The organism is Prosthecobacter sp. (assembly GCF_029946185.1).
GTDB lineage: Bacteria > Verrucomicrobiota > Verrucomicrobiia > Verrucomicrobiales > Verrucomicrobiaceae > Prosthecobacter.
Genome location: NZ_JAQSEA010000294.1, coordinates 24,974 through 38,509, shown reverse-complemented (window position 1 = coordinate 38,509; position 13,536 = coordinate 24,974). Strand labels below are relative to the sequence as shown.

The window sequence follows — 13,536 nt, the reverse complement described above, 5'->3', positions numbered from 1 at the left end:
CCCGTGTGCCAAGTGTGCCAGGACATCCAACGAACGCCTTGAATCCTTTTTATAATATTGATGAATAACTTTCATGCCTAAAACCCTGGCGCCTGCCACTTGAATGCCTGCAGCGGCAGGCGCTGGGAGTCCGGCAGATCAGAAGTCGATCTGCACCTGCACGTAGCCGAACTGTGCATTGCTGCCAGATCCGGTCTGCTTCAGGTAGTCACCGGCGACGAAGTAGCTGTAGCCTGCCAGAAAGCCCACGTGGGGGTTGAGCTTGTAGCTCATCGTGATGTCAAACTCCTGGCCTCTGAAGCTGCTGGCGTTGTTCGCGGCGGCGCTGAGAGGACGTACCTTCGTGGCTCCATTGGCGCGATACCAAGCGTCAGAATTGCTGGCGTTCCAGTAGAGATGGTAGTCCAGCATCACCTTCATCTTGGGCGTCGGCATGAAGCTGAAATTCACCTGGGGGTTGTGCACGTTCATCCACGCCGTGGTGTCCATGTAACCGTAGAAGAGATGATTCGTTGGATACAGATTCTGGAAGGTGCCTACCTTGCCGTCATTGGGATCTCCGTCACCACTGGCATAGTTATACTGCAAGCCAAAACGTGGCTTCCAGGCGTGCTTGAGCCAGTTGTAGCCAGCACCCCAGTGGCCCGCGTAAGCGGTGAGAGAGCGTCCGCCGACCTTGCCGGTCTGAAAGTCCATCTCAGTGTCATAGTCAAAGCCATGAAGCTTTTTAGGGTCCCCTTTCCAAAGGGTGCCTAGGGTGACAAAGCTGGTCGCGCCTCTCGATGGGCCGAAGTTTGCTGTGCCGTCATCCCGGTTGTGAAGCACGTAGAAATCCGTGGTGGTGTTGAAGGGGACAAAGAGCGTGCTGAGATAGGCTCCGCTGATGAAGGCATTGCGGTGGTCATACTGGTTGATCAGGTCCGATTTGTTGAACTGGTTGTTGGTGAAGTTCACCGGACTGGCGGTGAAAAGATCCAAGGACCATTGGCTGGCCGTGTAGCGGAACTTGAAGGCGTCAAAAGTGCGCGCCTGATTGGCCCACTCCAGCGGCCCTAGCAGTCGCTGATCTCCATAGGACAGGAACTGCCTGCCGAGGACGGAACTGAAGCCCTTCTTGAGATTTCCAATTTGAATGTAAGCTTTGAGGATGTCGAAGATGTCATCTCCTTCGGCACCATTGACACCAATGGTGTGGCCACGGTCTCCGCCGATCTCCCGCACGTCCTGGCCCTGCACATAGAGCTTGATCCATGGGTTGATGTCATAGCCCAAGCCCAGGCGAAAGCGCTGGAGCAGCCAGGCGTCGTCCTGCGGACTGTTGACCGCGCTGTTGAAGTCAAAGTTGTTCTCACGGACTTCGTAGCGCATTTTTTCCTGTACATCGAAGGTGAACTTGCCCATCTTCATGGGGGTGTACGTGGAAGGTGGAGGGGCGAGCGTAAAGCCTGGCACCGGGACGGGCACCGTGGTTTTGGGAGCGGGGGTTTGGGCGAGTGCGAGCGATGTGGTCGCAAGCAAAAGCGGGAGCAGTCTTTTCATGTGTGTGTGGAGTGGGTGTGTTGTTGATTCAGCTAAGCGGCGGCTTGCAGGGAAAGGGATGCGCGGCGACGGAGCAGTGTCCCCGCAGCGCGACTGTGGTGCGTAGTCACCCCACGCACGTCAGCGCGCTCTTCGAGGAAGGAGAGCAGGTGCTCGCGGTAGTGATGCCACTCGGGGCTTTCGATCAGCACCTTGCGGTCACGCGGACGCGGAAAGGAGATGTGCAGGATTTCACCGGCGGTGGCGGCGGGGCCGTCACTCATCATCACGACCTGATCGGAGAGATAGATAGCTTCATCCACATCATGCGTGACCATGATGGCCGTGGTGCCGGTGCGGTCACGCAGGTCGAGCAGCACGTCCTGCAGCTCCAGTTTGGTCAGCTTGTCGAGCATGCCAAAGGGTTCATCCAGCAGCAGCACCTTCGGCTGCAACGCAAACGCGCGGGCGAGACCGACGCGCTGGCGCATGCCCTGGGACAACGTGCCGGGCTTCTTGTCAAAGCTGCCACCGAGGCCGAGCGTTTCCAGATAATGGCAGGCGATGTCGCGCTGCTCCTTCTTGTTGAGGTGGTAAAACACCTGGCGCACGCCCATCATGACGTTCTCCAAGGCGCTCATCCAGGGCAGCAGATTCGGGCTTTGAAACACCATGCCGCGATCCGGCCCGGCACCGTCGATTTCGCGCCCGTCGATGATGACGCCACCGTCGGTGATGCTCGAAAGTCCGGCAACCATGCTGAGCACGGTGCTCTTGCCGCAGCCGCTGTGGCCGATGATGGAGACGAGTTCGCCGCGCTTGATGTGCAGATCAAAGTCTCGCACGATCACCGCTGCGCCGCGTGGCGTCGGGTAGGTTTTGCCGAGCTGGCTGATGGTGACGAAGCCTTCAGCGGGCTTGTGGCTTTCCTTGTGCTTCGGCACGGCGGGTTCGCCGGTTTCCAGCTCATTGCGGTCACGAATCCAGCGAAAGGCAAAGGTGGGACGTGACTGGGAGATGTCCACCGGGTCGGCATCCGGCAGCGCGCGGATGGAGACGTTTTCCGCATTGTCCGCGCGCTGGGCGATGAGGAAATCCAGCAGGCGTTTTCTCGCGGCGAGCACGGTCGGCTCTGCCAGATAGGTTGCACGATCACGCGGACGACGCAGGTGGATCTCCTCGCTCGGGCCAAAGGTGGCGGCAGGGCCCATGGTCAATGGAATGACACGGTCAGCCATGTACAAGGCTTCATCGACGTCATTGGTGATGAGCAGGATGGTCTGGCCGGTGCGCTGCTTCAGTTCCAGGATTTGATCCTGCAATTCCGAACGAGTGAGGGCATCGAGTGCGCTCAGAGGTTCATCCAGCAGCAGCACCCGCGGCGCGAACGACAGAGCACGGGCCACCGAAACACGCTGGCGCATGCCGCCGGACAGTTCACTGGGGAGCTTGCGCAGCGCGGGCGTGAGCTTGACCTGATCCACGGCATCGGTGATGCGCAGATTGCGCTGCTCCAGCGATTCGTTCTGGCAGACCTGGTTCACTGCCAGCGCCACATTGCCCCGCACGCTCAGCCAGGGGAGCAGGGCGTAGGTTTGAAACACCAGACCACGCTCCGGGCCGGGGCCGGTGATCGGTTTTCCATCAAACAATGCCGCGCCTTTGTCAGGCATTACCAGACCGGCGATGAGATTGACTAAGGTCGATTTGCCGCTGCCGGAGTAGCCGACGATGGCAACGAGTTCGCCCTCATTCAGCGTGAGGTTGATGTCACGCAGCACCTCAGTGCGCGTGCTGGCGGCACCGAAACCCACGGATACGTTGTTGAGTTCAATCAAGGACATGACGCAGGTGAGGTTAGAGTGTCTGACCGCCGAAGGTGACGAGGCGCTGCAGGGCCAGCATGATGCGGTCGAGGACGAAGCCTATGAAACCGATGGCGAACACAGCGACGATGATCTGCGCCATGCTTTCGGTGGAGCCGTTCTGGAAGGTGTCCCAGACGAATTTGCCGAGCCCAGGATTCTGCGCCAGCATGTCAGCGGCGATCAGCACCATCCAGCCGACGCCGATGGAAAGACGCATGCCGGTGAAGATCAGCGGCAACGCGGCGGGAAGGATGATTTTCCAGATGCGTTGAAAGGCGTTTAACTTGAGAACCTTGGCCACATTGAGGTAGTCACGATCCACCCCGGCCACACCGACTGCTGTATTGATCAACGTGGGCCACAACGAGCACAGCGTCACCGTGCCTGCGGAGATGAGCAGCGCCCGCGAGATGCTGGCATCCCCGGCTGGCTGATAGAGCGCCGTCACAAACACGAACACGATGGGCAACCAGGCCAGCGGAGACACCGGCTTGAAGATCTGAATGATCGGATTCATCGCCAGATTGAAGCGCGGGCTCAATCCACAAAGAAAGCCAAGCGGCACGGCGATCAAGGTGGCCGCACCGATGCCGATCGCCACGGTGAGCAGGCTGGTCATGATCTGTGTGCCGAAGGTCGGAGGGCCAGCGTAGTATTTGCTGCGGTAGCTCTCAGCCTTTTCGCCAAACTTGGTGGCCGAAGCCGCATTGCCTGCGGCCTTGGCCTCCGCTGCCTTCGTATCCCACTTGGCGGCAATCGTGGACATGCTGGCAAGAAACTCCTGTTTCTTGACGGCCTCGTTACGGGCAAATTCACGCATGCCCTGCCATGCCTTCCAGGTTTCCGTGGGAGTCGGGATGCGCTGGCTGTCCGTATGCACCATGCTTGAGCACAGGGTCCAAAATCCCATGAACAGGATGATCACGACGCCGGGCAAAACCGTGTTCGTCACCACCTGCTGCCACTGCGATTTCACATCGTAGCGGGCAGCCATGCGGACAAAGGGGCTGAAATAGCCGAGGCCGAGTTTTTCCAGCAAGGAGGCAAACGCAAGCAGGCGCAGGGGTTCACGCTTCGGAGCAGGCACCGCAGCAACTACGGTGGGGGGATGGACGGTGGTGGCGTTCATGATGGCGGCGGCTTTTCAGGGACGTGATTGAGATTTATTTCAGGCCGATCTCGAAGGCCTTGAGGTAGTCGTTCGGCTTGTGACCGTCGTAGGTCTTGCCGTCGATGAATTCGGAGGACGGCTCGCGGAAGCCGTCAGTGCCGAGCGGGAAGTCCTTGTCGGTGAAGAAGCCTTCTTTGATCAGCAGCTTCGCGGCCTGCTCATAGATGTCGGCCCGATAGACGGACTTGGCCGTCTCTGCATACCAGGCATCCGGCTTCTGCTCTTTCACCTGCCCCCAGCGCACCATCTGCGTGAGATACCAAACGCAATCACTCGCCCATGGATACGTGGCGTCATGCTTGAAGAAGACATTGAAATCCGGCGCAGCGCGCTTGTCGCCAGGCTCATATTCAAAGGTGCCCGTCATGCTGTTGGCAATCACCGCCTCATCAGCTCCGACGTAATTGGGCCTGCTGAGGATCTTCACCGCCTCTTTGCGGTTTTCAGGACTCGCGTCGAGCCAGGCACAGGCACGAATGATGGCCTTGGTCAGCGCCAGTGTGGTGTTTGGATTTTTCTCCGCGAATGCCTTCGTGATGCCGAAGACTTTTTCTGGATTGTAGGCCCAGATTTCATGATCGGTGACCACCGGAACGCCGATCTTCTTGAAGACCGCCTGCTGGTTCCAGGGCTCGCCAACACAGTAACCGACAATGGTGCCAGCTTCGAGCGTGGAGGGCATCTGAGGTGGCGGCGTCACGGAGATGACCAGATCACCATTCAGAACTCCGGGAATGTTTTCCTCACCGCTTTTCGGATCGAAATAGAACCCGGGATTGATGCCACCGGCAGCGAGCCAGTAGCGCAGCTCGTAGTTATGAGTGGAGACAGGGAATACCATGCCAAACTGCAGAGGCTTGCCGGTGGCCTTGGCTTCCATGACGATGGGTTTGAAGCTGTCGGCTTTGATCGGATGCACGGGCTTCCCGTCCGCATCCTTCGGGATCGCAGGCTTCATTTTCTCCCATACAGCGTTGGAGACCGTGATGGCGTTGCCATTGTAGTCGAGGCTGATCGGGGTGATGACCTCCGCTTTGATCCCAAAACCGACCGTGGCACCGATGGGTTGTCCAGCCAGCATGTGAGCGCCGTCGAGTTCGCCGGTAATGACGCGATCGAGCAGCACTTTCCAGTTTGCCTGGGCTTCCACCTCGACAATCAGCCCCTCATCTTCAAAGAAGCCTTTCTCCTTGGCAATGACAAGAGGTGCACAGTCCGTCAGCTTGATGAAGCCGATCTTGAGCTGATCTTTTTCGACATCGAGCAGTTCCGTGGTGCCTGCAAATGCAGGTGCGGTGATCATAAGCGCTAGTCGCGCGAGTGTAGTGAGAGTGAATTTCATACTTTGGTTTTTGATGAGCGTTTGTTGGATTTAGCAGGTTTTGGGTCGTTGCTGGCGGCGGCCTTGGCTTTGGGAAAATAGAGTTCAGCAGTCCACGCCTCACTCAGGGCGGAGGCAGCTTTGGTGTATTGGGTGCTTGAAAGCAGACCGTGAGCGATAAACTGCTCGAGCAGCCAGCGGCCGCGATCACTCGTAGGGATGTTGGCCTCACGGCGGTGGAAGATGTGGAAATCCTCGACGGCGGCGGATTTGTCGGAGCCGAGATCCAGCGGCCCCACGAGGGAGCGCTGCAAAATTTTCTCGTGGCCGGTGAAGTAGCCGCTGTCGGCCAGCACCCGGACGACTTCCGGGCGGTTTTCCCTGACGTCGCAGAACTCGCAGGCCTCTTTCAAGGCATTGATGATCGCCTGCGACTCTTCCGCATGAGTGGTGACAAAGCGCTCGGTCGTGAGCAGGACTTTTTCAGGGTGCCCGGGAGCGAGCTGTTCGCTGGTGGCGGCGACCCAGCCGATGCCGCGCTCGACGGCATAAGAGTTCCACGGCTCACCGACGCAATATCCGTCAATGAGACCCTCTGCCAGACTGGACGCCATCTGCGTAGGAGGCAGCGCGACGATGCGCACGTCTGTTTCGACATCAATGCCGCCTGACTGCAGCCATTGGCGCAGGAGAAAATAGTGGGAGGAGTAACGCGACACCATGCCAAAAGTGAAGCGGCGGCTGAATGCGCTGCGGATGAGTTTTTTCAGACTGGCGGCATCACGCACTCCCCGGTTCCAGAGATCCCGGCTGAGGGTGATGGCGTTGCCATGCAGGTTGAAAACGAACGGAGCCACCACTCGACAGGGCGGAGTGCTGAGCCCAAGCCGCAGCGCCAGCACCAGGCCGGCGATGGCATGCACCGCATCCAGCTGCCCATAGAGCAGCTTCTCCCGAATGGTGGCCCATCCGACCTCACAATTTAACTCAACTCTGACACCGTGCTTGCTGAACAGATCCATGTGCCTGGCCACCAGCAGCGGAGCGCAGTCCACCAGGGGGATGAACCCGATTCGGACCGGCTTGACGACTCCAGCGAGAGAGACTTTTGAAACTGTTGAGTGCTGCGACATGCCCTCCCTATCAGCACCACGGAGGCCATCTGCGAATATTTCGCTATAAACAAAGCGCAATGTTTTTCAATAGATGTATGAATAAAATTCATGGAACAAGCCATCGACACCCGACAGCTCCGCGCCTTCGTGCGCCTCGCCCGCAGCGGCAGCTTCACCCAGACCGGACGCGAATTGCACCTGACGCAGAGTGCTGTCAGCCACGCCATCAAATCCCTGGAGACAGATCTCGGCAGCAAGCTGTTTCACCGCCAGGGCAAACACGTGCACCTCACACATGCAGGCCGTGAGCTGCTGCCGCATGCGGAAACGATTCTGCAGTCCATGTCTCATGCACGCGCCGTGCTGGGAACGTTGGATCAGACCCCGCGCGGCAGGCTCCACATCGGCTGCACCACAGCAGCCGCCCAGTTCATCCTCCCCACCGTGCTGCGTGAGTTCAAGGAGTCCTTCCCTCTATATGAAATTAAAGTCGTCTGCGGTGAGACACCGGACACCATTGACCGGCTGGTAAAAAACGAAATTGACCTGTCGGTGAGCCTGCGGCCGCTGGATGTCTCGCGCCTGAACTGCCACGCCATCTTTGATGATGAACTGGAGTTTCTCGTCTCGCCGCTGCACCGCTGGGCCCAAACCCGCCCGAAGCTGAAAGATGCGGCAAACGAAACCTTCATCGTGGCGAGCCGCAACAGTCTGAACTTCTCCATGATTCAGGAGTACTTTCTCAAGAACGGCGTGCGCTTGCACTCCTTCATCGAGTTGGGCAGCTCCGAGGCTACGGTGGAGCTGGCCAAGCTGGGCATCGGCGTGGCGATTGCCGCACGCTGGATTGCACGCACCGAAATCGAAGCGGGCCAGTTGATCGCGCTGCCGTTGCCGAAAACAAAACTCAAGCGCCGCTGGATTGTCTCAACCCTCAAAAACCGCCCGCTGAACCTGCCCGAGCGCACCTTCATCGGACTCTGTGAAGAGGTGGGGCGGCGGATGAGCAACGACCACCTGTGAAAGTGCCGAGCACAGATCGAGAAGCCTCCGGCGCAGCTCCGCCGCCTTAACCGCCAGCTCACGCTGCTCACGCTCATACTCGGCACGACCTTCAGGGGTTTCAATTCTCACCGGCTCATAGCCCATGCCGCTCAGGTCATACGGACTGGCACGCATGTCGAGATCACGCCCCATCAGCGCCAGCTCAAAGCACTCCCCAATCAGATCCGAACCCGTCCAGGGCCAGAGCTTGGAAGCCCATTTGTACAAATCCATGTTCGCATGCAAACACGCGCCCTGTTCGAGATCAGGCCGTGAGTCCAGCGTGGGCTGCAGCACATTCATAGGCCGCGCCTCCGCTGTGAAAAACCGAAACGCGTCATAGTGTGAGCAGCACACAGGGAGCGATTCCACAAAGGCGGCGAGCTCGTGCGGAGGCAGCCGCAACTCATACCCCTGATGCCGCACCTGCTGCGCAGTCTGGCGGTACACCATGGCCCACTCATGCAGTCCATAGCAGGCAAACCGCCCTGCCCTGCCGAGAATACGCGTGCACAGCATGGCCACCCATGCGGCAAATTCGCGCTCGCGCTGCTTGAAGAACCGCGCGTTGAGATGCAGCCGGTCATTCTCCCGCACGAATCGTTCACCTTGCCACCACGGGCAGGCTTCGAGATCAGCACTGGTAACTGCCAGGCTTACACCATGCGGCGGCACCCACTGCTTGAGCTTCGCCGGTGCAAAGCTGTAATACGTGAAGAGAAAATCATGCACCGGATGCTTGGCATCACGACTGCGGCGGTCCACAAATGCGTCCGCATGCGCAGCCACGCGAGCGGCATGTGCCTGCATGTGCGCCTGCCATTGCTCTCTGCCCCACACGATCATGGCACCAGCAGCGTCGCGAGTCCCAGAAATGTCCCCATGCTGATCACATCCGTGGCCGTGGTGAGGAAGATGCTGGATGCGGTGGCAGGATCAGCGCCAAATTTCCTCAGCAGCAGCGGAATCAAAGCCCCGCTCAAGCCGCTGACGACGCAGCTAAAAGTCATCGCGACCCACACCACGAATGCCAGCATGAGAGCGTTGGGATTGTGGTTCATGCGTGCATATATCCCCATGCCGACGCCTGCGGAAATGCCCACAAGCATGCCATTGTACAAGCCAAGCAGCCCCTCCTTGATCACCAGCCGACGTTCATCCCCCGGCTTCAGATCTCCCAAAGTCATGCCACGTAAGGTCACTGCTAGCGCCTGGCAGCCGGTATTACCCGACTGGCCGGCAAGCACCGGCAGAAATGCGGCAAGAATAACCAAGCGGCCGAGCGTCCCCTCAAACACCCCGACCACCGTCGCAGCGATGAAGCAGGTGACCAGATTGATCTGCAGCCACGGATGACGAAAACGCAAGCTACGCAGCAGCGGCGTGGAGAGGCGTTCTTCCTTTTCAACCCCCACCATCGATCCAACTTGGGCGCTAATTTCGATGGCACGCGCCTCGAACAATGTCTGTCCGCGCACCAGTCCCAGCAGAATGCCGTCTTTGCTACACACCGGATAGACGGGATAGTGCTTGTTCACGACCATCTTCATCGCCTCCGTCAGCTCCATGTCAGGATCCAGCTTGAACGGATCTTTCAGCATCACCTCCGCCAGCCGGGCATCCGGCTTGGCCAGCATCAGGTCACGCATCACCAGCAGACCGAGCAGGTGCCCCTCTTCATCCGTGATGTACCCGTAAGTAATAAAGGCCTTCTTTGCGAGCTTGCGTACGTCTTCAATGGTGTCTCGTGCGGTCGCATCAGGCCGGAACACCGCCACCGGCTCCTCCATCAGCCAGCCGACGCTGTCTTCGGGGTGCTCACGATTGCTGGCCCACTGCCTAGCCTTGCGCAGCGGGACAAACGTCATGGCCGCAGTTCGCTGCTCATCCTGCATCTCCCCCAGCACTTGCTGCGCCACCAGGGGGTTGAGTTGCTGCAGTACCTTCGCCGCATCCTCGCCCGAGGCCTGTTCCAGCAGGTCGGCAGCGTCATGCGCACCACTTTGGGACACGGCTTCGAGCAGAGAGTCAGAGGACGGTTTCATGCGGCGAATCAAGCGTAAGCTTGCCCGAGGCGCTTGTCATCGCCAACGCGAAAAAAACCTCGCACAGGGCGCACGGACGGGCACATTCACCCATGGCCCTGTATGACCGCGACTACATGCGTGAAGGACCGCCCCGTTCTATTGGAGGAATGGCGCGGGAGCTCACCGCATTCCAGGTGTTCTTCGGTATCAATGTCGCAGTATTCATCATCCAATTTGTGTTTGAGACCGGCTGGGCCCGGCACCCGCTGACGGGAGAAATGTACATGCCGTTGGGCGGTGTAAGCGTGCAGGAACTGATGCGTGGTAATATCTGGACTCTCTTCACCTACATGTTTGTTCATGGCAGCGTGATCCACTTTGGTCTAAACATGATGCTGCTGTGGTTCGCCGGTCGCGGAGTGCAGCAGATGTTCGGCAGCCGCCATTTCACCCTGATCTACCTGCTCTCAGGCGTTGTGGGAGCAGCGACGGAGATGGCGGTGAATGGCCTTGTGCTAGGGGACCTTACCACGCCGCTGATTGGTGCCTCGGCTTCAGTGTTTGGTTTGCTCATGGCATTCGCCATGGTGATGCCCGATGAAAAAATCACCGCTTTCATCTACTTCATCATTCCCGTGCAGTTGCGGCTTTGGACCCTGGCCAAGGGGCTCTTCATCATCCAGCTGGTCTTCGGTCTCGCCGGAGTCTTGTTTCATGTCCTGCCCGAGGGGATGAATATCGCCTATTTCGCCCATCTTGGGGGTGCCGCATTGGGATGGTTTTATGCACGCAGCCTCGGCTATGGAGGCAGACCCCTGACTTATGCCAGCCAGTGGCAGCCCACAAAGTACCAGCAACAGCGCAAACCAGCCATGGCACGCACAAATGTTCGCCCAGCGACCAATCTCGAAAGGGATCCCCACCCCCCGGTTGCCCAACGGCCATTGGGGTCGGTGGAAGCCTGGATGGAAGAGGTGGTGAATCCGCTACTGGATAAAATAAACCTTCACGGCAAAGACAGCCTCACTGCGGATGAGAAGCTCACCTTAGAACGTGCCAGCCGTGAAATGGAACGCCACCGCCAGGCCAAAGGTGGCTGAGCCCAAGTCACATGCTTTCCACACGTTCCGCACGCCTAGCTGCCCTGCTCTTGCTAACTCTTCTGTTTGGGTGGACCGTGCGCGCCTGTCGAAAAGGAAAAACAGCAGCCCTTCCGCCCCCAGTTCCCGCCAGGGCGGCCCCAACTAACGATACACCGCCAAGCACATTCCCCGACGAGTAACCCCGTCATCCCCTTCCCATGTCCATCGCCACCCGTAAAGGAGACCAAGGTCAGACCGACCTGCTGTTTGGCTGTCGTCTCGCCAAATCCCATCCCCGCGTCCACGCTCTCGGTGCCGTGGATGAACTGAACGCCGCCCTCGGTCCGCTGCGCATCGCCGCATTGCGGAAAGAGACACAAGAAATCGTCCCCCAGGTGCAGCGCTGGCTCATCGAACTCATGGGAGAGTTGGCTACCCCTCCCGGCGATGAAACCCGTTATGCAGCCTCCCACCCCGAACGCATTTCCACCCCCAACGTCGTCTGGCTGGATGAATGGGTGGCAAAGCTGGAAGCCGGCGGTGCGCTGAAGTTCAAGGGCTGGGCGCTTCCCGGCGAGGCCGGAGTCATGAGCGGTGCCTACGCCGACCTCGCCCGCGTCGCCTGCCGCCGCGCCGAGCGCAACGTCATCGACCTGCAAGGCACTGCCGATCACGTGCCTAATGAAGAACTCATCAGGTTCCTCAACCGCCTTTCAGATGTGCTGTGGCTTCTGGCGCGATGGGAGGAGCAAAGTGGTGAACAAACAGAATCCAAATAATGTTACGGCCAAGACGTCACAATTATTCCTGCACAGTTAAAGCAAAAAACGGAGTGATGCGAGGCATCACTCCGTTTTGGGGAAAACAATCTGGCGGCTTGAGCCTTAAGGCTTCGCAGGTTGGATAGGCTCCACAGAAGGAGCAGGTGCCGCTGGTTTGCTAGATTCCAGAGCAGGTGCTGGTACCGCAGGTTTTTCACCTGTGATGGGATTGGCTTCTGGTGCCGGGGCAGGCTTGATCTCCGTTTTAGGCGCTGCAGGCAATGGAACGGCAGGCGTGGTCACGCTCATGGGAGGCGCGGAATTCGCAACAGGAGCGGCTGGGCTGCTTGGCACGGGTGTGGGCGGAGCCAAGTTCAGGCCGGGAATCATCTTTTTGATATCGGGCAGCCCGGAAGGACTGGCATTGCCACTTGCGGCAGGGGCCTGCTGATTCGCCGGCATAGGTGCGCCGAGAATTTCAGCGCGCTTCTTCAAAAGGCTGCTGACGGTGTATTCAGTAACCTCATAGACCCAGCCTTCGAATCTCTTCTCATTGGCTAGTTTCCCCTCCAAAGTCTTCTTTGCTTCGGCGAAAGCTTCGTCGTTTTTCTTTTTGTCTTCAGGCTTTTCGTCCTTCACGGCGGCGCGTTCCTTGGGAAGGTCGGCACTGACAGTCATGGTGAGGTGGTACTTGTCTCCATCCCCCTGCCCGGCCTTCTTCACAGCCTGGATATTGTAGGTGAAGCCATCGAAGGTGACCAGCTTTGCCTTCACTGCGTCTTTCATGATGGCGGCAGCCTTGTCCTTGGGGAGCACGTCGTTGAAAGTCGGGCTGGAGAGCAACGTGCCCAGCGAGACCTTACCAGCATCGATGCTTTCACCAGGCCCGGCGCCTTCGAGGGTGAAATCTCCCGTTTCATCTGCACGGGCGGCTTTCCACGAGTCAGCCGGTTTTGCGGCGGTGACTTCGACAGACTTTAGCTTCTGCACGTCAAAAAAACCTTTCGCCAGCCAGGCGTCTGGCTTGGTCACCAGATCGGGCAGTTGGTCATTGATCTCCCAGATGGTGTCTTCTCCCTGGATGCGGATGAAACGGTCTCCCTTAGGCCCGCCAAACATTTGCATCTGGTCGTTGTTAGAGCCGCCAGAACTGGTCACCTGCCCGCCCAGCACAAAAGAGTATTTCAGAACGTCCTTGTCGTCGAATAACTCAACGAGAGTACCCGCGCCAGAGACGGTGGCATTTCCGGGAGAGTTCACCCCCACCTTGCCCCAGGAATCCTTGCCGATCTGGCGGCTGCCTTTGATCTTTTCATACTTGAGGCTCATCAGCGCGGTCTGGAGCTTCTCTTTCTCCAAGGGATACCCCGCACGCTCAAGGACGACCCAGGTGTCATTCTGGACGGCGAGGGTAGTCTCAGACTTGTCCTCTTTGATTCGGATTTTTTTGATGCCGTTGATGTCAAAATCGGGGAACAACAGCTCCCTCGATTTCACGTTCGTGACGGAACGATTCAGGCGCGAATTGCGCTTGTTGGACTGAAAATAGGCGGTGCCAGCGATTGCGACGAGGACAACCAAAAGGATAATGATCTTCTTCATGTTGTTGAGGAAAAGAACAGGTTCTTA

Annotated in this window: 11 protein-coding genes; 3 read left to right on the top strand and 8 right to left on the bottom strand. The window is 58.5% G+C overall.

Annotation, left to right across the window (positions count from 1 at the left end):
• Window positions 1-138 precede the first annotated feature (138 nt).
• Genes PSV43_RS23970 through PSV43_RS23950 form a run of 5 tightly spaced genes read right to left on the bottom strand, consistent with a single transcriptional unit; the run spans window position 139 to window position 7,011 of the window.
• Complete coding sequence (locus tag PSV43_RS23970; RefSeq protein WP_300203679.1) at window positions 139-1,539, bottom strand: alginate export family protein; 1,401 nt, start codon at window positions 1,537-1,539, stop codon at window positions 139-141.
• Between the two features lie 32 nt (window positions 1,540-1,571).
• The gene (locus PSV43_RS23965; RefSeq protein WP_300203677.1) at window positions 1,572-3,362 is read right to left on the bottom strand and encodes an ABC transporter ATP-binding protein; all 1,791 of its coding nucleotides are present in this window, start codon (window positions 3,360-3,362) and stop codon (window positions 1,572-1,574) included.
• A gap of 13 nt (window positions 3,363-3,375) precedes the next feature.
• On the bottom strand, window positions 3,376-4,515 hold the full coding sequence (locus PSV43_RS23960; protein WP_300203675.1) for an ABC transporter permease: 1,140 nt from the start codon (window positions 4,513-4,515) through the stop codon (window positions 3,376-3,378).
• Between the two features lie 34 nt (window positions 4,516-4,549).
• On the bottom strand, window positions 4,550-5,899 hold the full coding sequence (locus PSV43_RS23955; RefSeq protein ID WP_300203673.1) for a CmpA/NrtA family ABC transporter substrate-binding protein: 1,350 nt from the start codon (window positions 5,897-5,899) through the stop codon (window positions 4,550-4,552).
• Window positions 5,896-7,011, bottom strand: a complete 1,116-nt coding sequence (locus PSV43_RS23950; protein WP_300203671.1) for a CmpA/NrtA family ABC transporter substrate-binding protein — start codon at window positions 7,009-7,011, stop codon at window positions 5,896-5,898. The genes PSV43_RS23955 and PSV43_RS23950 overlap by 4 nt, the downstream gene beginning before the upstream one ends.
• A 90-nt stretch (window positions 7,012-7,101) precedes the next feature.
• Here PSV43_RS23950 and PSV43_RS23945 point away from each other — a divergent pair, with 90 nt between their 5' ends.
• Window positions 7,102-8,016: a LysR family transcriptional regulator gene (locus PSV43_RS23945; RefSeq protein WP_300203669.1), complete on the top strand. Its 915-nt coding sequence runs from the start codon at window positions 7,102-7,104 to the stop codon at window positions 8,014-8,016.
• On the opposite strand, the gene PSV43_RS23940 is transcribed toward PSV43_RS23945, so the two are convergent.
• Window positions 7,921-8,847: a hypothetical protein gene (locus PSV43_RS23940; RefSeq protein WP_300203667.1), complete on the bottom strand. Its 927-nt coding sequence runs from the start codon at window positions 8,845-8,847 to the stop codon at window positions 7,921-7,923. The two genes, PSV43_RS23945 and PSV43_RS23940, sit on opposite strands and share 96 nt — an antisense overlap.
• Window positions 8,848-8,879: 32 nt before the next feature.
• Window positions 8,880-10,082: a magnesium transporter gene (locus PSV43_RS23935; RefSeq protein WP_300203665.1), complete on the bottom strand. Its 1,203-nt coding sequence runs from the start codon at window positions 10,080-10,082 to the stop codon at window positions 8,880-8,882.
• 92 nt (window positions 10,083-10,174) lie between these two features.
• Between PSV43_RS23935 and PSV43_RS23930 the strand changes: the two genes are divergently transcribed.
• Together PSV43_RS23930 and PSV43_RS23925 are read left to right on the top strand one after the other, a co-directional pair.
• A complete protein-coding gene (locus tag PSV43_RS23930) occupies window positions 10,175-11,164 on the top strand; it encodes a rhomboid family intramembrane serine protease (protein ID WP_300203663.1) in 990 nt (329 codons plus the stop codon).
• A gap of 200 nt (window positions 11,165-11,364) precedes the next feature.
• Window positions 11,365-11,925, top strand: a complete 561-nt coding sequence (locus PSV43_RS23925; RefSeq protein WP_300203661.1) for a cob(I)yrinic acid a,c-diamide adenosyltransferase — start codon at window positions 11,365-11,367, stop codon at window positions 11,923-11,925.
• A gap of 105 nt (window positions 11,926-12,030) precedes the next feature.
• Here the strand turns inward: PSV43_RS23925 and PSV43_RS23920 are convergent, their stop codons facing one another.
• Entirely contained in the window at window positions 12,031-13,509 is a 1,479-nt protein-coding gene (locus PSV43_RS23920) for a DUF4340 domain-containing protein (RefSeq protein WP_300203659.1), read from the bottom strand.
• Window positions 13,510-13,536 lie beyond the last annotated feature (27 nt).

What these genes read in the sequence shown, in the direction of transcription:
- PSV43_RS23935 (WP_300203665.1), bottom strand. Translation starts at nt 10,082, where the DNA reads ATGAAACCGTCCTCTGACTCTCTGCTCGAAGCCGTGTCCCAAAGTGGT.
- PSV43_RS23940 (WP_300203667.1), bottom strand. Translation starts at nt 8,847, where the DNA reads ATGCAGGCACATGCCGCTCGCGTGGCTGCGCATGCGGACGCATTTGTG.
- PSV43_RS23970 (WP_300203679.1), bottom strand. Translation starts at nt 1,539, where the DNA reads ATGAAAAGACTGCTCCCGCTTTTGCTTGCGACCACATCGCTCGCACTC.
- PSV43_RS23960 (WP_300203675.1), bottom strand. Translation starts at nt 4,515, where the DNA reads ATGAACGCCACCACCGTCCATCCCCCCACCGTAGTTGCTGCGGTGCCT.
- PSV43_RS23950 (WP_300203671.1), bottom strand. Translation starts at nt 7,011, where the DNA reads ATGTCGCAGCACTCAACAGTTTCAAAAGTCTCTCTCGCTGGAGTCGTC.
- PSV43_RS23925 (WP_300203661.1), top strand. Translation starts at nt 11,365, where the DNA reads ATGTCCATCGCCACCCGTAAAGGAGACCAAGGTCAGACCGACCTGCTG.
- PSV43_RS23955 (WP_300203673.1), bottom strand. Translation starts at nt 5,899, where the DNA reads ATGAAATTCACTCTCACTACACTCGCGCGACTAGCGCTTATGATCACC.
- PSV43_RS23965 (WP_300203677.1), bottom strand. Translation starts at nt 3,362, where the DNA reads ATGTCCTTGATTGAACTCAACAACGTATCCGTGGGTTTCGGTGCCGCC.
- PSV43_RS23930 (WP_300203663.1), top strand. Translation starts at nt 10,175, where the DNA reads ATGGCCCTGTATGACCGCGACTACATGCGTGAAGGACCGCCCCGTTCT.
- PSV43_RS23945 (WP_300203669.1), top strand. Translation starts at nt 7,102, where the DNA reads ATGGAACAAGCCATCGACACCCGACAGCTCCGCGCCTTCGTGCGCCTC.
- PSV43_RS23920 (WP_300203659.1), bottom strand. Translation starts at nt 13,509, where the DNA reads ATGAAGAAGATCATTATCCTTTTGGTTGTCCTCGTCGCAATCGCTGGC.